The organism is Streptomyces sp. NPDC096079, assembly GCF_040303145.1.
GTDB lineage: Bacteria > Actinomycetota > Actinomycetes > Streptomycetales > Streptomycetaceae > Streptomyces.
In genome coordinates this window covers 173,552-191,242 of the sequence record NZ_JBEOST010000008.1, presented here as the reverse complement: position 1 = coordinate 191,242, position 17,691 = coordinate 173,552, and the positions used below count along the sequence as shown (strand labels likewise).

Annotated in this window: 15 protein-coding genes; 11 read left to right on the top strand and 4 right to left on the bottom strand. The window is 73.8% G+C overall.

Annotated elements, in window-relative coordinates; all coding sequences use genetic code 11:
* Positions 1-62: 62 nt before the first annotated feature.
* Positions 63-671 (top strand): hypothetical protein, encoded by a 609-nt coding sequence (locus tag ABTY59_RS18690; RefSeq protein WP_352020060.1) that lies wholly within the window; start codon positions 63-65, stop codon positions 669-671.
* 73 nt (positions 672-744) lie between these two features.
* Entirely contained in the window at positions 745-1,668 is a 924-nt protein-coding gene (locus tag ABTY59_RS18685; protein ID WP_352020059.1) for a GNAT family N-acetyltransferase, read from the top strand.
* On the opposite strand, the gene thpR is transcribed toward ABTY59_RS18685, so the two are convergent.
* Together thpR and ABTY59_RS18675 are read right to left on the bottom strand one after the other, a co-directional pair.
* Complete coding sequence (gene thpR, locus ABTY59_RS18680; protein ID WP_352020058.1) at positions 1,629-2,246, bottom strand: RNA 2',3'-cyclic phosphodiesterase; 618 nt, start codon at positions 2,244-2,246, stop codon at positions 1,629-1,631. The two genes, ABTY59_RS18685 and thpR, sit on opposite strands and share 40 nt — an antisense overlap.
* A 149-nt stretch (positions 2,247-2,395) precedes the next feature.
* Positions 2,396-3,076 (bottom strand): TetR/AcrR family transcriptional regulator, encoded by a 681-nt coding sequence (locus tag ABTY59_RS18675; protein WP_352020057.1) that lies wholly within the window; start codon positions 3,074-3,076, stop codon positions 2,396-2,398.
* 204 nt (positions 3,077-3,280) lie between these two features.
* Here ABTY59_RS18675 and ABTY59_RS18670 point away from each other — a divergent pair, with 204 nt between their 5' ends.
* The 3 genes from ABTY59_RS18670 (at position 3,281) to ABTY59_RS18660 (ending at position 7,615) form a co-directional block, all read left to right on the top strand.
* On the top strand, positions 3,281-4,780 hold the full coding sequence (locus ABTY59_RS18670) for a flavin-containing monooxygenase (RefSeq protein WP_352020056.1): 1,500 nt from the start codon (positions 3,281-3,283) through the stop codon (positions 4,778-4,780).
* A gap of 195 nt (positions 4,781-4,975) precedes the next feature.
* Positions 4,976-5,935 carry an AurF N-oxygenase family protein gene (locus tag ABTY59_RS18665; RefSeq protein WP_352020055.1) on the top strand — a complete coding sequence of 320 codons (960 nt, stop codon included), beginning with the start codon at positions 4,976-4,978 and terminating at the stop codon, positions 5,933-5,935.
* A 27-nt stretch (positions 5,936-5,962) separates the two neighbouring features.
* Positions 5,963-7,615 carry an FAD-dependent oxidoreductase gene (locus tag ABTY59_RS18660; RefSeq protein ID WP_352020054.1) on the top strand — a complete coding sequence of 551 codons (1,653 nt, stop codon included), beginning with the start codon at positions 5,963-5,965 and terminating at the stop codon, positions 7,613-7,615.
* Here the strand turns inward: ABTY59_RS18660 and ABTY59_RS18655 are convergent.
* Positions 7,572-8,585 carry a LacI family DNA-binding transcriptional regulator gene (locus ABTY59_RS18655; protein WP_352020053.1) on the bottom strand — a complete coding sequence of 338 codons (1,014 nt, stop codon included), beginning with the start codon at positions 8,583-8,585 and terminating at the stop codon, positions 7,572-7,574. The two genes, ABTY59_RS18660 and ABTY59_RS18655, sit on opposite strands and share 44 nt — an antisense overlap.
* A gap of 139 nt (positions 8,586-8,724) precedes the next feature.
* Here ABTY59_RS18655 and ABTY59_RS18650 point away from each other — a divergent pair, with 139 nt between their 5' ends.
* Positions 8,725-9,786, top strand: coding sequence for a C45 family autoproteolytic acyltransferase/hydrolase (locus tag ABTY59_RS18650; RefSeq protein WP_352020052.1), 1,062 nt, complete (start codon positions 8,725-8,727; stop codon positions 9,784-9,786).
* 46 nt (positions 9,787-9,832) lie between these two features.
* Entirely contained in the window at positions 9,833-11,164 is a 1,332-nt protein-coding gene (locus ABTY59_RS18645) for an MFS transporter (RefSeq protein ID WP_352020051.1), read from the top strand.
* Positions 11,165-11,348: 184 nt separating this feature from the next.
* Here the strand turns inward: ABTY59_RS18645 and ABTY59_RS18640 are convergent, their stop codons facing one another.
* Positions 11,349-12,044, bottom strand: coding sequence for an esterase/lipase family protein (locus ABTY59_RS18640; RefSeq protein ID WP_352020050.1), 696 nt, complete (start codon positions 12,042-12,044; stop codon positions 11,349-11,351).
* 129 nt (positions 12,045-12,173) lie between these two features.
* Between ABTY59_RS18640 and ABTY59_RS18635 the strand changes: the two genes are divergently transcribed.
* The 4 genes from ABTY59_RS18635 to ABTY59_RS18620 all read left to right on the top strand — a co-directional run bounded on the left by ABTY59_RS18635 (position 12,174) and on the right by ABTY59_RS18620 (position 17,672).
* Complete coding sequence (locus tag ABTY59_RS18635; protein WP_352020049.1) at positions 12,174-13,121, top strand: tetratricopeptide repeat protein; 948 nt, start codon at positions 12,174-12,176, stop codon at positions 13,119-13,121.
* A gap of 204 nt (positions 13,122-13,325) precedes the next feature.
* Positions 13,326-15,683, top strand: coding sequence for a collagenase (locus tag ABTY59_RS18630; protein WP_352020048.1), 2,358 nt, complete (start codon positions 13,326-13,328; stop codon positions 15,681-15,683).
* A gap of 94 nt (positions 15,684-15,777) precedes the next feature.
* Positions 15,778-16,737 (top strand): proline racemase family protein, encoded by a 960-nt coding sequence (locus ABTY59_RS18625; protein ID WP_352020047.1) that lies wholly within the window; start codon positions 15,778-15,780, stop codon positions 16,735-16,737.
* 38 nt (positions 16,738-16,775) lie between these two features.
* Entirely contained in the window at positions 16,776-17,672 is an 897-nt protein-coding gene (locus ABTY59_RS18620; RefSeq protein ID WP_352020202.1) for an ornithine cyclodeaminase family protein, read from the top strand.
* Positions 17,673-17,691: the final 19 nt, after the last annotated feature.

Here is a 17,691-nt window from a genome sequence, read left to right as displayed (position 1 = left end):
GTCCGGCCCTCGCCGCCCGTCGGACGGCCGCGTCCACGTACGGCCGCGGTTCACTCGTCACGGTGGACCGGAGCCGAGCCGCCGACCCCGCCTCGCGGACCTCGGGCACCGTGACTCCCATGCACGCCCGCCGCACGACCCTCCTCCTGCTCCTCACGCTCCTGACCTCCGCGTGCGTGGCCGTCCCGCACGAGCGCGCCCCGGCCCCACCGACCCGCCCCGGTCGGCTCGCTCCGGCCGCGGACCGCCCGCCCGCCCCGCTCCCGGTCCGGCCCGCGCCCACCGAACCGGCCCCGCGCGAGACCCTCGCGGCCACCGGGCCCCGGCCGGACCCCCGGCCGCCCCGTACCCCTGCCCGGACCGCGACCGCCGCGGGGGCACCGGCCCCGGACCGTCCCCGTGCGCACCAGCCTGCCCCCACCCGCCCGCACACCACGGCGAGCAAGCCGGGAAGGCGCACGGAACGCGAGCAGTCCCGCCGGAAGTCCGGTACGAGGCCGGGCCCGGGAACCGTCCCCGCCTCCCCCCGCACGACCCGGCACGTCCCGGCCGCGCCGCACCGGCAGCCGGACGCGAGGCCGCCGGAGATGCGCCGGCTCTGCCGCCAGGCCGAGTCGATCCAGGCGCCGATGGGCGCGGCCGACCTCTGCCGGGGCGCGTACGGCGGCTGACCCGGCCCTCACGCTCCCCGGCGCCGTGGAAACTCCCTTGCACCGGCCTCTCCGCGCCCGGTAGACGTCGTGCATGTTCACGCCACGACCGTTCCTCCCCTCCGACATGCCCGGCCTCCAGGAGACCGTGGCGGAGTGGATCGCCCTCGCCGGTCGTGACGCGTACGACCACGTGGGCGAGCTTCCGCACCGCGTCTACGACAACCTCCGCGGCGGTCCGCCCGTCGGCGACCTGGTGCACGTCTGGGAGGACGAGCGCGACGGGCGGACCGGCGGCGTGACGATCTGTCTGCGCTTCGGCGCGGCCTTCGACGCGTTCTGCGCGCCGGACCTGCGCGGCACCGGCACCGAGCGCGCCATGCTGACGTTCGCCGCCGACACCACCGAGCGGCACATGGCGGCGGGTGAGGAGCACGTCCTCACCGACCTCTTCGAGACCGACACGGCCCGCGGCCGTCTCCTGGACGAACTCGGCTTCCGCCGCTTCCGGGTCTGGGACGACGTGAACACCCGCGACCTGCGCGACCTCCCACCCGTCGAGGTCCCGACCGGGTTCACCGTCCGCGCGGCCACCCTCGACGACGCCGAGGGCCTCGCCGAGGCCCGCAACGCCTCGTTCGGCTCCGACTGGACGGGCACCGCCTACCGGGACGGCATGATGACCCGCCCCGGTTACGACCCGGGGCGCGAGATCCTGGCGGAGGCACCGGACGGACGCATCGGCGCCTACGCCGTCCACTGGACCGACGCGCGCAACGGCCTGGGGCACTTCGAGCCCGTCGGCACCCACGAGGCCTTCCGGCGCCTGGGCCTGGCCCGCGCCGTCATGGCCGACTCCCTGCACCGCATGGCGGCGCTCGGCCTGCGGCGCGTCACGGTCAACCATGACGCCGAGAACCTCCCGGCCGCGAAGCTGTACGCCTCCCTGGGTTTCACCCGCGAGTGCCGCACCCTCGGCTACCGCAGGGCGAAGGGCCAGGCCTCGATGTCGCGGTAGCGGATCGGACCCGGACCGCGGCCGTAGTCGCTGGCGACGAGATGGAGCCGCTCGGCCGGCCACCGGCGGCCGTTGAAGCCGACGAGTCCGGCGGCGATCTCGAGCACGGACGCCGGATCGTCACGGCGGGCGCGCGCCAGCGTCAGATGGGGCCGCAGCGGCCGGCCCTCGAAGGGGATCCCGCACTCCTTGACGGCGGTGCGCACCTCGTCGGCCAGCGCGTGCAGTCCGTCGAGGTCGCCCTCGATCCCGCTCCACAGCACCCGGTCGTCGAAGTGCCCGCCGCCGCGCAGCGCCAGCTCCACGGGCCGCCGCGCCGCGGCGATCTCCGCCAGCGGGGCGCGCAGGAGGGGGACGGTCGCCGCGGGGAGCTCTCCGAGGAACGCCAGCGTGATGTGCCAGTCCTCGATGCGGTTCCACCGCATGCGCGGGTACGCCTCGTACGCCGGGCCGAGCGCGCGGGCCAGCTCGTCCTTCGCGTCGTCGGGCGGGGCCAGCGCGACGAACACCCGCACGGTCGCGGCGCGCGCCCTGTCGCCGTCACCGGACTCCGTACCCTGCCCGGGCGCCTCAGCCATCCACCGTTCCCTGCCCACCGTCCTACCCGCGGTCCTTCGCCGACGAGCCTACGCGGTGCCCCGGCCCTCACCCGCGTCGGGGAGCCGCCCACCGCTCCGCCGGAGGCACCCCGGCGGACACGGCCGGGGAACGTTCATGTCACGCCCCGTCACGTCAGGTCGATCGGCTGGTCGGGGTCGAGCTTGATGCCCAGACGCGTGGTGGAGCCGGCGAGCATGCCCCAGAGGGCGTCGCCCAGGAACCGGGTCAGGTCGTCGAGGGAGCTCCTGGGCCCGGGGTGGGCGGCCCACTGGTTCACCACTCCGTCCACCAGGCCGACCATGCCGAACGCCAGGTTGAGCTGGAAGCCCGGGGGCGCCTGCTCCCCGTCGAGGAAGCGCTCGGCGTACCTGTCCAGGAGCACGGCCAGGTGGAGGGCGATCGCGGTGCGGGTGCCCGTGACGGCGGGCGAGCCGGTGCCGAGGAACCGGTACAGCTCGGGGTGGAGCGCGACCCAGCCGGCGTAGGTGGCGGCGGCGTGCTCGATCGACTCGCGGATCGTGCCCTTGGGGTCGAGGGCGGGGGAGAGGGCCGCCATCAGATCGTCGGTGATGCGCGCGCGGATCTGCTCGTCGAGGTCCTCACGGCTGCGGAAGATGCGGTAGACGACGGAGCGGGGCATCCCGGCCTCGGCGCCGATCGCCGCCACGCTGAACGTCGTTCCCTCGCGGCCGATGACGGTGAGGGCCGCGGTGAGCACCTGGTCCCGGCGCTCGGCCCGGTGCCCGGTCCATCGGGTGTCGCGGCCGTCGGGGCGCCTGTCGTCGCGTGTGTGTCTGTGCTCGGCCACGGCGTGGATCGTACCCGGCGGGCGCCACGGACCGGGGCCCGAGGGGTGGCGCACGTCACGTTACCGCCAGTACCCTGGACGCGGTGACACAGGTAAATTCCGGTGCCGAGAAGGCGCCGGAACGCGCCGGAGGGTGCCGTGAAGGCGCCGGGAGGGCGGCGGGGGAGAATCGCACCGCCACCACCGGCCGCAGAGGGGATGGACATGGAGAACCAGCAGGTCGACGTGCTGATCATCGGCGCGGGGCTGTCCGGGATCAGTGCCGCCTGCCACCTGCTCGACGGCAACCCCGCAGCCACGTACGCGATCATCGAGCGGCGCTCCGGGATCGGCGGCACCTGGGACCTGTTCCGCTACCCCGGCATCCGCTCGGACTCGGACATGTACACCTTCGGCTACGGCTTCCGTGCCTGGCACGGCACCAAGGTCCTCGCCGACGGCACGGACATCCGCCGCTACATCCGGGCCACCGCAGAGGAGCACGGCGTCACCGACCACATCCGCTTCGGGCGCAGGGCCGTCCGCGCCGACTGGTCGAGCGACGCCGCCCGCTGGACCGTCGAGACCCGCGACGAGACCACCGGCGAGACGCACGTCCTCACCGCCCGCTTCCTCGTCGGCGCCACCGGCTACTACGACTACGACGCCGGCCACCGCCCGGAGTTCCCCGGCGAGGAGCGCTTCCGCGGCACCCTCGTGCACCCGCAGCACTGGCCCCGCGACCTCGACCACACGGGCAAGCGCGTGGTCGTCATCGGCAGCGGCGCCACCGCCGTCACGCTCGTCCCCGCGATGGCCCCCGACGCCGCGCACGTCACCATGGTCCAGCGCTCGCCCACGTACGTCCTGGCCCTCCCCGCCGACGACCCGCTCTCCGTGCTCCTCCGGCGGCTGCGCGTCCCCGCCGCGCTCGTCCACCGGGTCGGCCGCACCCGCAACATCGCGATGCAGCGCGGCCTGTACGCCCTGTGCCGCAAGGCCCCGCGCCTGATGCGCAAGGTCCTCCTCGCGGCCGTGCGGGCCAGGCTCGGCAAGAGCGTCGACATGCGCCACTTCACCCCGAGCTACAAGCCCTGGGACCAGCGGCTGTGCGTGGTGCCCGGCGGCGACCTCTTCACGACCCTCAGGAGCGGGCGGGCGTCCGTGGTCACCGACCACATCGAGACGTTCACCGAGACCGGCGTCAAGGTCAGGTCCGGCGAGGAGATCCCCGCCGACATCGTCGTCACGGCCACCGGCCTGCGCATGCAGCTCGCCGGCGGCATGGAACTCGCCGTCGACGGCGCGCCCGTCGTCACCCGTGACCACCTGCTCTACAAGGGCGTCATGCTGGACGGCGTCCCCAACCTGGCGATGATCATCGGCTACACCAACGCCTCCTGGACGCTCAAGGCCGACCTCGCCGCCGACTGGGTCAGCCGCCTCGTCGCCCACATGGACCGGCACGGCCTCGCCACCGTCACCCCGGTCGCCGACGAGGGGGACCGGTCCTCCGTCTCCGTCATGGGCGAGTCGCTGACCTCCGGGTACATCGCCCGCGGCGACGCGATCATGCCCCGTCAGGGCACCCGGGACCCGTGGCGGATCCGGAACGACTACTACCGCGACCGCCGTGCGCTGAAGCGGTCCCCGATCGAGGATCCCGCCCTCCGCTTCGGCCGCGCGGTCCCCGCCGCCCGGCCCGACAAGTCCCCTGCGGCCTGACTCCGTTCGGGACCACGCCACACCCGTTCCGCACCGCCCGTTCGTCCGCACCACGCCTGCCCCGCACCGCCCGTTCCTCCGCACCACGCCCGTCCCGCACCGTCCGATACCCCGCACCACACCTGTTCCGCACCACGCCCGTTCCGCACCGCGCCCGCTCCGGACAGCAGACCGCGAGAGAGACCGAGGACGACGATGACCAGCGTGCAGAGCTATCACGAGAGGCTCAGGACCCTGTCCGAGGCCTCGGTGCACATCCACTTCGACGCGTTCACCGACATCGACTGGGACCACCCCGACTTCGCGGTCGACCCGACCGACCGACGCTGGGTGCTCCCCGCCGCCGACCCCCTGGGCGGCCACCCGTGGTACCGGGAACAGCCCCTGGAGGTCCGCACGCGCATCGGCCTGTGGCGCTACGCCAACATCGTCAAGGTGGGCATGCAGTTCGAGAACGTGCTCATCCGCGGGGTGATGGACTACCTGTTCTCGCTGCCCAACCAGAACCCGGAATTCCGCTACCTCACCCACGAGGTCACGGAGGAGTGCCACCACACCCAGATGTTCCAGGAGTTCGTGAACCGCGCGGGCGCCGACGTCCCCGGCGGGCGGCGCTCCTTCCGCGTCCTCAGCCGCTTCCTGCCGCTGGCCGGGTCCCTGGTCCCCGAGTCCTTCTTCACCGGAGTCCTCGCCGGGGAGGAGCCCATCGACCACCTCCAGAAGGCGATCCTGCGCAGCGGGGACGAGATGCACCCCCTGATGCGCCGCCTCATGCAGATCCACGTCGCCGAGGAGGCCCGCCACATCTCCTTCGCCCACGAGTACCTGCGCGTCAAGGTCCCCCGCTACGGCAGGGCGCGCAGGGGCGCGCTCTCCGTGGCCTTCCCGGTCATCATGCGGGTCCTCGGCGACGTCATCGTGGTCCCCGACCGGAAGACCGCCGAGACGATCGGCGTACCCCACTGGGTGATCAAGGACATCTTCTGGAAGTCGCCCGACGGCGAGAAGATGCTCCGCGACCTCTTCTCCGACGTACGGATGCTCGCCGAGGACATCGGCCTCATGAACAGGGCCTCCCGGCGGGTCTGGAAGGCGCTGCGCATCGACGGCCGCCCCTCCCGCCACCGGGGCGAGCCCGCCCCGCACGCCGCCTGACCTCCCGTAGGCCCGGAACGGAGAACCATGCCCTACGTCGTCACCCGGTCGTGCTGCGCCGACGCCTCCTGCGTCCTCGCCTGCCCGGTGAACTGCATCCACCCCGCTCCCGGCGAACCCGGCTTCGGGCAGACCGAGATGCTGTACGTGGATCCCCGCACCTGCGTCGACTGCGGCGCCTGCACCTCGGCCTGCCCGGTCGACGCGCTGAAGCCGCACACCGCGCTCACCGAGGCGGAGCTGCCGTTCCTCGCGCTCAACCGGGCCTACTACGACGGCCATCCGCACGAGGACCGGGCGCCGATGGCCGTCGTACCGCCCCAACGCCGCGCCGCCACCGAGGGGTTGCGGGTCGCCGTCGTCGGCGCCGGACCGGCCGGACTGTTCGCCGCCGACGAGCTGCTCCGGCATCCCGGCGTGACCGTCACCGTCCACGACCGGCTCCCCACCCCGTACGGCCTCGCCCGCGCGGGCGTGGCACCCGACCACCAGGACACGAAGCGGGTCGCCGGGCTCTTCCGGGCCGTCGAGAGCCAGCCCGGCTTCTCGTACCGGCTCGACACGGAGATCGGGCGCGACCTGCGCCACGAGGACCTGGTCCGCGACTTCCACGCCGTGGTCTACGCCGTGGGCGCCGCCACCGACCGCCGCCTCGGCATCGACGGCGAGGACCTGCCCGGCAGTGCCTCCGCGACCGGCTTCGTGGCCTGGTACAACGGCCACCCCGACCACGCCGGCGATCACTACGCCCTGGACGGCGAGCGGGCCGTCGTCGTCGGCAACGGCAACGTGGCCCTGGACGTGACCCGCGTCCTGACCGCCGACCCCGACGCCCTGGCCCGTACCGACATCTCCGACCGGGCCCTCGCCGCGCTGCGCGCGAGCCGCGTCCGTGAGGTCGTCGTCCTCGGTCGCCGAGGACCGGCCGAGGCAGCCTTCACCCTGCCGGAGCTGCTCGCGCTCGCCGCCCTCGACGGCGTCGACGTCCTCGTCGAGGGCCCGCCCGAGGACGTGCCCGCCGGCGCGGGCCCCAAGGCCGCGGTGCTCGCCGAACTGGCCGCCCGGACCCCCGTGCCGGGACGGCGCCGCATCGTCCTGCGCTTCCGGACCCGTCCGACGGGGATCCTCGGCGGCGACCGCGTGACCGGCCTGGCCGTGGAAGGCACGGGACCCTCCGCCGACCGGGGGACCGAGACCATCGGGACCTCGCTCGTGCTGCGCGCGATCGGCTACCGCGCCCGGCCGGTCCCGGGGCTCCCGTTCGACGAGGCGACGGGCACGGTGCCCCACGAACGGGGCCGGGTCGCACCGGGCGTGTACGTGGCCGGCTGGATCAAGCGCGGCCCCAGCGGCTTCATCGGCACCAACAAGTCCTGTGCCCAGGAGACCGTCTCCGCGCTGCTCGACGACCTCGACGCCGGGCTGCTGACCGCGCCCGTGGGCGGAGTTCCGGCGTCCGGCGGGCACCCGGCCGCCGTCGGCCTCGACGGCTGGCGGGCGATCGACGAGGCCGAGCGCGCCGAGGGCCGTCTCCAGGGGCGGCCTCGCGTCAAGATCGCCGACAGGGAGGGTCTGCTCGCGGCGGCCCGCTCCGCCCGCCCTCCGATTCGCACGGGCCGGTTCTTCCCCCGCCGGCCTACCGCCGGGTCGACGCCCTCGGACGGAAGCGGGCCCGGGTGAGGCGCGGCCCCTCGGTGGGGCGGCCGGCGATGAGGGACTGGAGGATGTCGAGGAGCGCCGCCGCGCTGTCCACCGGGTTCAGCTCCAGGGCGGAGATCGCCGGCCTGCTGTTGCGGGCGTGCTCGGAGTCGGAGCCGGCGACCACCATGGTCTGCTCGGGGACCCGCACGCCCCGGGCCGTCAGGCCCCGCTGCACACCGGCCGCGTGGCGTCCGGTGAGGCAGAAGACCGCGTCCGGCGGGCCCTCGGCGACGAGCCGGTCGGCCAGCGCCACGCCGCCCTCGACGCCCGCGCGTTCGGGCAGCTCGTACAGCCGGGGCGTGCTGCCGCGCTCCGCGCACCAGTCGAGGTAGAGCTCCTGGTGTTCGAGGTTCCAGGCGTTCGGGTCGGTGCCCCGCACGAGCGCGACGGAGCGGGCCCCCGCGGTCGCCAGGTGGTTCAGGACCAGCCGGGCGGAGACCTCGTCGTCCTCCGAGACCCAGTGCGTGAAGTCCGGACGCCCGGGCGGCCGGCCGTAGGTCACGTAGGGGATGCCCCGGTCTTCGAGGCGGGCGATCACCGGGTCGTCCACGTGCGGGTTCGTGACGATGTAGCCGTCCAGCGAGAAGGCGAGCGGGGGCACCGGCGCCCGGGTCAGGTCCGGCACCAGCATGAGGCTGAGTCCGCGCGCCAGGGCCTGTGAGGCGGCGGCGCCCACGAACCGCTCGAAGACGTCCACGCCCGCGGGCGCGTAGTCGCCGAGGGCGTCCAGGGAGCGCAGCACCAGACCGACGGCCCCCATCGTGGAGCGCCGCAGTCCCCGGGCCAGGGCGTCGGCCTCGTACCCCATCTCGTCGGCGACGGTCCTGATGTGCTCGCGCGTGGCGGCGCTGAGCGTGCCCTTGTCGTTGAGGGCGTGCGAGACGGCGGTGATGGAGACCCCCGCCCTGCGCGCCACGTCCTTGATCGTGATGCCCCGCGCCCGTGCCATCGTGCCGCCCGTCCTGAACCGAATGCCGCGGATCGGTGCCCGATCCTGCCCCCAAGCATTGCATAAAACGTTTTACGTTCCTAGCTTGATGCCCGCCGCCCCGTTGGCCCGCGGCCTCACCAGCTCCGAAGGAACACGCGTGGAACTGCACACCCTCACGACCGAGACGACCGACCCCCGCGAGCGCGGGACCCTCGTCGGCACCCGGTTCGCTCCCCACGTCCGCCGCGTCGCGGAGCTCTACCGCGAGCACTTCGCCGTCCTCGGCCTGCCCGAGGAGCGGGTCCGTGACATCGCCGGACGCAGCCACGAGGCGTTGCGGGCCTGGGCGCCCGCCCTGGCCGAGGAGTCCGACGCCTGCGCCGACGCGGCCGGCGTCGAGCGCTGGAAGGTCGCCGCCGTCGGCGCCCGCACCGAGGTCCTCGCCGGCTGCCCGCAGCCGGGGAAGGGCGAGTGCTCCACGGCGGTGTTCGCCCCCGCCGGGGCCGCGCCCCAGACCGTGCAGACCTGGGACTGGCACGACATGCTCGTCCCGGACGCGCTGCTGCACGAGCTGACGCCGCGCGAGGGTCGCAGGGTGAAGCTCTTCACCGAGTTCGGCGCCCCCGGCAAGATCGGCGTGAACAGCGCCGGCCTCGGCGTGCACTTCAACATCCTCTTCCACGCCTCCGACTCCGCGGACGGCGGCGTGCCCGTGCACGCGGTCGCCCGCCGGATCCTCGACGAGGCGGACACCCTCGACCAGGCCGTCGAGCTGGCCTCGACGGCACGCGTCAGCGCGTCCACCTCGCTGACCGTGGTCACCGCCGGCGCCGCCGCGAGCCTGGAGCTGTCTCCCGCCGGCCTCGCGGTCGTCCCGGCGGGCGAGGACGGCTGGCTGCTGCACACCAACCACTTCCTCGACGCCGGACTCGCGGCGGCGGACACCGGACCGGCCGACTCGATGACGGCCGAGCGCCTCGCCCACCTGCGCGCGGTGCGCGCCGGCCTGCCGGGGCTCACACCCGCCGAGCGGGCGAGGGCCTTCTGCGGCGAGGGAGGCGCCGACGCCGTCGTCTGCATGCGCCCCGACGCGCACAAGCCGCCGCACGAGCAGTGGGGCACCCTCCTCACCATCGGCCTCGACGTCACCCGCTGCGCGATCGACCACCTGGCCGGCCCGCCGCACGAGGCCCCGCCGAGCGGCCTCGCGCGCTTCTGAATCCCCTTCCTCCCACCGCTCCCTCCCCACCCCCGAAGGACCCGCCATGACGGAGCCCGTCCTGCCCGGCCTCAAGGCCCGCGCGGCCAGAGGCACACGCACCTTCCTGATCTCCGGATTCGGAACGGCGCTGGAGTTCTACGACTTCATCATCTACGGCCTCGCCGCCGCGATCGTCTTCCCGACGGTCTTCTTCCCCGCGTTCGACCGCACGGTGGGCACCCTGGTGGCCTTCGCCGCGTTCGGCAGCGGGTTCGTCGCCCGACCGCTCGGCGGCATCGTGATCGGCCACTTCGGCGACCGCGTCGGCCGCAAGTCGATGCTGATCCTGACGCTGCTCGTCATGGGCGGCAGCACCTTCCTCATCGGCTGCCTCCCCTCGTACGGCACCCTCGGCATCGCCGCGCCCGTCATGCTCGTCGCCCTGCGGCTCGTCCAGGGCTTCGCGGCGGGCGGTGAGTGGGGCGGCGCGTCCCTGTTCGGCATCGAGAACGCCCCCGAGGACCGGCGCGGCCTGTGGGGCAGCTTCACCAGCGCCGGCATCGGCATCGGCAGCCTCTTCGGCACCGGCGTCTTCACCCTGATCTCCCTGCTGCCGCAGGACCGGCTCGAAGCCTGGGCCTGGCGCCTGCCGTTCTGGCTGGGCGGCCTCCTCGTCCTCGTCGGCGTCCTCGCCCGCAGCCGCATGCCCCAGGAGGAGCGCCGCACCGAGAGCGCGCCCCGCGTCCCCATCCTGGAAGCCGTCAGGCGGCACCCGCGCCGGATGCTGCTCGCCATCGGCGTGGCCTTCGGGTACAACACCCTCGCGTACATCGGCACGATCTTCACGGTGACGTACGCGGAGGAGCGCGGCTACAGCTACACCGAGTCCCTGCTCCTCCAGGTGGCCGGATCCCTCGCCTTCACGATCGCCGTGCCCGTGATGGCGCTCCTCTCCGACCGGAAGGGCCGCAAGCCCGTCGTCATCCTCGGGACCGTCGCCTACGCCGTCTTCTTCTTCCTGTACTTCCCGCTGGTGGACGGCCATGTGCTCGTCCTGGCCACGGTCGCCTACGTCCTGGTGAACGTGCTGATGGCCGCCCCGCAGGGCTGCATCCCCGCCTTCCTCGGCGAGCAGTTCTCCGCGGCCACCCGCTACTCGTCGATCTCCGCCACCTATCAGACCGGTGCCGCGCTGGGCGGCGGGACGGCGGCCACCGCCGCGACCGCCCTGTTCCTCGCGTACGACGGCGATCCGATCGGCGTCGGCCTGTACTCGGGCGCGGCGGCGCTGGTCCTGGTGCTCTGCGCCTGGGGTCTGCGCGAGACGTTCCGCGTCCCGACCGCCCAGCTGGGCGAGGAGACGGCGCAGCCGGTGACCGAGCGGGTCACGGTCTAGCGACTTTCCGGACAGGCCGCTAGGGGGTGTTTCGGAAGTCCCGCACAGCACCCGCGGCGCCCGGCACGCGCCCTCGCCGCACCGGCCAAAGACCCAAGTAGCTCCGCTACGAGGGCCTTCGTCCGGCACGCCGAGGGCGCGCACCGGACACCGCGGGCACCGCACAGGACTTTCGAAACACCCCCTAGGAGCGGAGGAAGGCGCGCACCCCCGCGGAGACGGTGTCGTCGCCGAGGAGCGCGTTGTGGTCCAGACAGCCGGCGCCGTTGTTGACGGCGCCGGCCAGGGGCACGCTGGCGTCGGGGTTGATGACCTCGTCGCAGTTCGACCACCAGGTCGCGTAGCGCACGGCCCCGGGCGTCTCGTCGCCCTCCGCGAGCTTCTTCTGGACGTAGGAGTTCGGGGTCATGTCGCGGCAGGCCTGGTCCCACAGCGCGCACGCCCAGGCCGTGCCGGTGCCGTGGTTGGGGCCGGCGAGGGAGACCCAGTGGGTGACGGAGGACTGACCGGCGGGGTCGAACTTCACGTACCAGCGGGTGACGAGGCTGCCGAAGGAGTGGGCGACGAGGTCGACCCGGCTCGCCCCGGTCCGGCGCTTGACGTCCTCGACGTACGCGGCGAGTTCCCCGGAGATCACCTCGTTGACGGACCTGTGGGTGTCGTACCCGAAGGAGAACAGTTCGGCGTCGGTGTATCCGTCGGCCTTCAGGTCGGCGCGCAGCCCGCCCCAGACGCCCGGGTCGGCGTTGTATCCGTGGACGAACACCACGGGCGTACGGGCGGACGCGGGAGCCTCGGCACGGACCGGCGCGGCCGACAGGAGCAGCGACGCGACGACGGCGAGCAGCGGAGCGACGGTCCGGCCACGGAGTCTCAACACGCTTTCCCCTAAGATGAGTTACGCACGAGTAGTCACGAGCATGGTGGGGGCCCGAGGGGGCGGATGGCCAGCCCCCCGCACGGTTTCGCGGCCCCCGGTTCCGTCAGGTGATCGCGAAGGGGGACGCGCGTGCGGGGACGGCGGGGGAGCGACGGGGGCTCCGGTCGCGGCGATGGGGAGACGGCGCGCCTGCGCGCCGCCGCCGAGGCGGGGGACGTCACGGCGATGTTCCGGTACGGCGTGGGGCTCGCGACGGGCGACGACAGGGACGGCGGAGAGCGCTGGCTGCGCCGGGCGGCCGCGGCGGGGCATCCAGAGGCCGGGGTGACCCTGGGCGTCCTGCTCCACCGGTGGCAACGGCCCGTCGAGGCCCTGCCGTTGCTGAGGGCGGCGGCCGGGGCCGGGCACGTGCGGGCGATGGAGATCGTCGGCTATCTGATGCGGCAGCGGGGCGAGGACGCCGAAGGGGTCCTCTGGTACCGGCGGTCGGCCGAGGGCGGCAACCCCTACGCGATGGCCGTCCTCGGGGACCTGGACCGGGAGCGGGGTGACCTGTCCGCGGCCGAGAGCCGGTACCGGCGGGCCGCCGAGGCGGGCCTCGCCGACGCCGCGTACGCCCTGGGGAAGCTGCTGTTCGAGCGGGGCGAGGGCGTCGAGGCCCGGAGCTGGGCCCGGCGTGCGGCGGAGGGCGGCAGCACCGCCGCGATGAACACCCTCGGGATCCTGGCGCAGGAGGAGGGGGACCGCGAGGCGGCGAAGGCCTGGTACCGCAGGTCGGTCGCGGCCGGCGACGACGAGGGCGGGCGCCTGCTCGCCGGGGTGCTCACCCGCGACGAGGTGCTCGGGGAGCTGGAGGACCGGCTGGCCGAGCGGGCGGGGAAGGGGGACGTCGAGGCGTGCGTCGCCCTCGGGCGGGCGAGGGAGCGGAGCGGCGACCTCTACGCGGCTCAGGGGTGGTACGAGAAGGCCGCGAGGGCGGGGCACGTCGGGGCGATGAACCATCTGGCCCGGATCTCGGAGGAGCAGGGCCACCTCCGTCAGGCGCGGTCATGGCGCCGGAAGGCCGAAGAATCCTGAGGCCTCTGTGACGGATTGACCCTCTTCGGGCGGAGGCCCTCCGGGTCCACGGGCGAAGTGGTGCCGTCCCAGGGGTTGTCAGTGCAATTTCACATTACTATGTTACAGCGCACACGGCCTGATGAACGCCCGTCATACGCCGTGGGAACCCGACCAGTTCGCGAACCCATCCCCGCACCACCCCCCTCATCAGCTGGAGTTCCGTTGTCCCTCCACCGACGTGTGCGCTCGTCCCTGCTCGCCTCCGCCATCGCGGTCACCCTCCTGGCCTCCGCCGGCCAGGCCGGTGCCTTCGCGACCGCCACGGACGACGCCACCACGGCCCAGGCCCCCGCGTCCGGCGCGCGGGCCCCTCAGACGCAGCCCGGAGCCAACCCCTTCGACGAGGTCCAGCACCGCGCCTCCGCCCCGAGCACCACCTTCGGACCGGCCCCCGCCCCCGGCGGTCTCGCCACCGGCCGCGTACCCGGCCGGGCCCCGGCCGCCACCGGCGCGCGCCTCCTCGCCGCGGCCGCCCCCGGCACCACCGCCGCCGGCGTCCCCTGCACCCTCGACGGCATCACCGGCCTCGGCCCCGAGCAGTTCGCCGACTTCCTCGCCGACCCCGCGGTGACCGCCGACGGCTGTCTGCGCGGCCTCATATGGACCTGGGACGCCCGCCTCGCGCCCGTCATGTCCGACGCCCACGTCCAGGCCGTCGCCCGTCGCATATCGAGCCTGTCCGCCGCCCACGACGGACGGAACTCCTCCCACCTGGAGGAGATGTTCACGTACCTCCACGCCGTCGCCTACCACGACTTCTCCCGCGGCGAGATCGACACCACCGACGCGCCCACCGTCGACGCCGTCCGGCGGGCCGTCGCCGACTTCGGCGCCGCCGCCCGCACCTTCGACGTCACGGCCACCAACGCGAACACCCTCCGCGAAGCCCTCAACGCGGCGAGCGCGCCCGGCCTGCGTCAGCACCAGCTCGGCCTGATCAAGCGGGTCCTGGCCACCATGGACCCGTCGCACACCGCCACGAACCTCGACCCGGCCTGGGCCGGTGCCGCGCTCGCCGGCCTGTCCGTCAACTACCTCGGCGTCTACCCGGGCAACCAGGACAGCGCCTTCCACGCGGCCGTCGCCGCCGACCCCGCCTACCGCGCGGCCTTCAAGGCCTTCGCCGGCTACGTCCACCTCAAGGGCACCGCCAACGCCTGGGTCGTCCGTGACGCCGTGAGCGAGTACGGTCGCTTCGGCCAGGTCGCCGCCCTGAAGGACGGCGTCGTCGCCGACCTCGGTCCGCTGCTCACCACCGTCACCGACACCTTCGGCCGCGGCAGCCAGCCCTGGGCGAAGGTCGTCTCCTGGCTCAACTTCTACGAGGCCTGCGCGCCGTACGGCGTGTGCAAGGCGGACATCGAGAAGCAGCTCTTCCCGTACACGTACACCTACGACAACGGGGCCATCAAGGTCCGCACCGCGCTCGACCGGGCCACCGTCGACCAGCTCTACTACGCGAGCAAGCAGGTCAAGGCGCAGTTCCACCGCGTCATCGGCACCGACCAGCCGCTGGCCGGCGACACCAACACCACCCTGAACATCGTCCTCTACGCCTCCCGCGCCGACTACGAGAACTACCACCCCCTCCTCACCGGGATGGACACCAACAACGGCGGCATCTACATCGAGCGCGGCGCCACCTTCTACACCTACCAGCGGCGCGTCCCGCAGGACTCCTCCCTCACCCTGGAAGAGCTCTTCCGGCACGAGTACACCCACTACCTGAACGGCCGCTACGCCGTCCCCGGCTCCTTCGGCGAAGGCCCCTGGTACCAGGGAGACCGCACCACCGCCATGGACGAGGGCACGGCCGAGTTCTTCGACGGAGCCACCCGCGACAACGGCATCGCCGTCCGCAAGTCGCTGGTCCGCGGCGTCATCAACGACACCGCAGGCGGCGGTCCCCGGATGAACGTCCGCCAGATCCTCAACGCCACCTACGCCGGCGACGGCTTCCGCTTCTACAACTACGCCGGAACCTTCTTCGAGTTCCTCTGGACCGAGCGCCCCTCCCTGCTCCGCGAGATGTACGCGAACCTGCGGGCGAACGACGTGGCCGCCTACGACGCCTGGCGCAACCGGCTGGGCTCCGACACCGGCCTCCAGCGCGACTACGACCGCTTCCTCGACACCCAGATCGCCAAGGTCGACCAGCTCTACGTCCCCAACACCACCTTCACGCCCAACGCGCAGCTGCGTGACTCCGCCCTCGCGTCCGTGAAGTCCGCCTTCGCCACCGCCACCTACAGCACCCCCGACTGCGTCGAGAACGGCGACCCGGGCAAGCGCCGCTTCGTCTGCACCGGGCGGATCACCGCCAACCTGTCCGATGCCGACAACCCCGACAAGATCTTCAAGGACATGTCCGAGACCGTCGACTACTTCATCCTCGACCGGGCCGGCGCCGCGTCGAACAACCTGGCCGACATGAACTGCAGCTTCGGACCGGTCGACATCTGGTCCAACAGGGTCGCGGGCACGTCGAGCTTCAGCTGCGAGGGCCCCCTCCGCAGCTGATCCCGCATCCCGCATCCCGCACCGTCCGGGCCGGTCCTTCCACGGGGGGAGGGGCCGGCCCGGCACCGCGACCCCCCCTCCGGAGGACGTACACGTGAGCACCACCCCGCAGCAGGTCCGCACCACCGACTACCACACCGCGGGCGAGCCCTTCAGGATCGTCGACGAGGACCTGCCGCCCCTCCCCGGCGACACCGTCGCCGCGCGCCGCGCCCTGGCACCCCGGCTCGGCCCGGTCGACGAGCTGCGCCGCCTCCTCGTCCGGGAGCCGCGCGGCCACTCCGGCATGTACGGCGGGTTCGTCGTCCCGCCCGACGACGACGGCGCCCACTTCGGCGTGCTGTTCTGGCACAAGGACGGCTACTCCACCGCCTGCGGCCACGGCACCATGGCGCTCGGCGCCTGGGCCGTCGACACCGGACGCGTCCCCGCACCCGACGACGGCGACGTCCCCGTCCGCGTCGACGTGCCCTCCGGGCGCGTCACCGCGACCGTCCACCGCGCGGGCGGCCGCACCACCGGCGTCACCTTCCGCAACGTCCCGGCCCGCGTCCTCGCCCGCAAGGTCCCCGTCACCACCGCCTCCGGCACCGTCGACGTCGACCTCGCCGACTCCGGCGCCTGCTACGTGTCGGTCCCGGCGCGCGCCCTCGGCCTCGACACCACCCCGGCCTCCCTGCCCGCGCTCGTCCGGGCCGGCCGGGAGATCCGCGCCGCGTTCCCCCGGCACGACGTGTACGGCGTGATCCTCCACGAGGAGCTGCCCGACACCCCCACCGGGCCCCGTCAGCGCAACGTCACGGTCTTCGCCGACGGACAGGTCGACCGCTCGCCCTGCGGCTCGGGGACCTCCGCCCGTCTCGTCCTGCTCGGCGACGAGGGGCGACTCGCCCCCGGGGACGTCCTCACCCACGAGTCCGTGGCCGGCACCGTGTTCACCGGCCGCCTGCTGTCCGGCGGGATCACGGAGGTCACCGGTGCCACCCACCGCACCGGCACCCACACCTTCGTCCTCGACCCCCACGACGACCTGGGAACGGGGTTCCTGCTGTGACCACCACGAACGAGCCGCTGCGCATCGACGCCCCGGCCATGACACGCCTGCTCACCCCGGCGGCGGCGGCCGACGTCCTCGCCGGCGTCCTGCGCGCCGGACTCGACCCCGAGACCGCGCCTCCCCGCACCGCCGTCCCCGTCCCGGCCGGTGAACTCCTCCTCATGCCCGCCGCCGACCACGCGTACGCCGGGGTGAAGATCGCGGGCGTGGCACCCGGCAACCCGGCCCTCGGCCTGCCCCGCATCACCGGCTCGTACCTGCTCCTCGACGGCACGGACCTCCGGCCCCTCGCCCTCCTCGACGGCGCAGCCCTCACCGAGCTGCGCACCCCGGCCGTCTCCGCGCTCGCCGTCCGCCGGCTGACACCGGACGACCGGCCCCTGCGCCTGGTGCTCTTCGGCACCGGGCCCCAGGCGTACGGCCACCTGGAGGCCGTCCTCGCCGTCCGCGAACTCGCCGAGGCCGTCATCGTCGGACGGTCCCCCGTCGCCGCGCGCGCCCTCGCCGGATACGCGCGGACGCTCGACGTGCCCGCGCGCGCCGGAACCCCCGGGGACGTCGCCGGGGCCGACCTCGTCGTCTGCTGCACCACGGCCCGTACACCCCTCTTCGACGGCACCCTGGTCGCCCCCGGCGCCACCGTCGTGGCCGTCGGCTCGCACGAGCCGACGGCCCGGGAGACGGACACCGCGCTCGTGACCCGCTCCGAGGTGTACGTCGAGGCGCGCGCGGCGGCGCTCCGCGAGGCCGGCGACCTGCTCGTCCCGATCGCCGAGGGGGCGATCGGCGCGGACCACATCGCCGGCACCCTCGCCGACCTGGTGAACGGCCGCGCCCCCTCCGGGCGTCCGCGGTTCTTCAAGAGCGTGGGCATGGCCTGGGAGGACCTCGCCGTCGCGAGCGCCCTGTACCGGGCGGTCTGGGAGGCCTGACCGGGCCCCCTTCCCGGCG

Excerpts from the sequence above, each read along its gene's own strand:
- ABTY59_RS18620 (WP_352020202.1), top strand. The coding sequence starts at position 16,776 with ATGACACGCCTGCTCACCCCGGCGGCGGCGGCCGACGTCCTCGCCGGC.
- ABTY59_RS18665 (WP_352020055.1), top strand. The coding sequence starts at position 4,976 with ATGACCAGCGTGCAGAGCTATCACGAGAGGCTCAGGACCCTGTCCGAG.
- ABTY59_RS18655 (WP_352020053.1), bottom strand. The coding sequence starts at position 8,585 with ATGGCACGGGCGCGGGGCATCACGATCAAGGACGTGGCGCGCAGGGCG.
- ABTY59_RS18645 (WP_352020051.1), top strand. The coding sequence starts at position 9,833 with ATGACGGAGCCCGTCCTGCCCGGCCTCAAGGCCCGCGCGGCCAGAGGC.
- thpR (WP_352020058.1), bottom strand. The coding sequence starts at position 2,246 with ATGGCTGAGGCGCCCGGGCAGGGTACGGAGTCCGGTGACGGCGACAGG.
- ABTY59_RS18670 (WP_352020056.1), top strand. The coding sequence starts at position 3,281 with ATGGAGAACCAGCAGGTCGACGTGCTGATCATCGGCGCGGGGCTGTCC.
- ABTY59_RS18685 (WP_352020059.1), top strand. The coding sequence starts at position 745 with ATGTTCACGCCACGACCGTTCCTCCCCTCCGACATGCCCGGCCTCCAG.
- ABTY59_RS18660 (WP_352020054.1), top strand. The coding sequence starts at position 5,963 with ATGCCCTACGTCGTCACCCGGTCGTGCTGCGCCGACGCCTCCTGCGTC.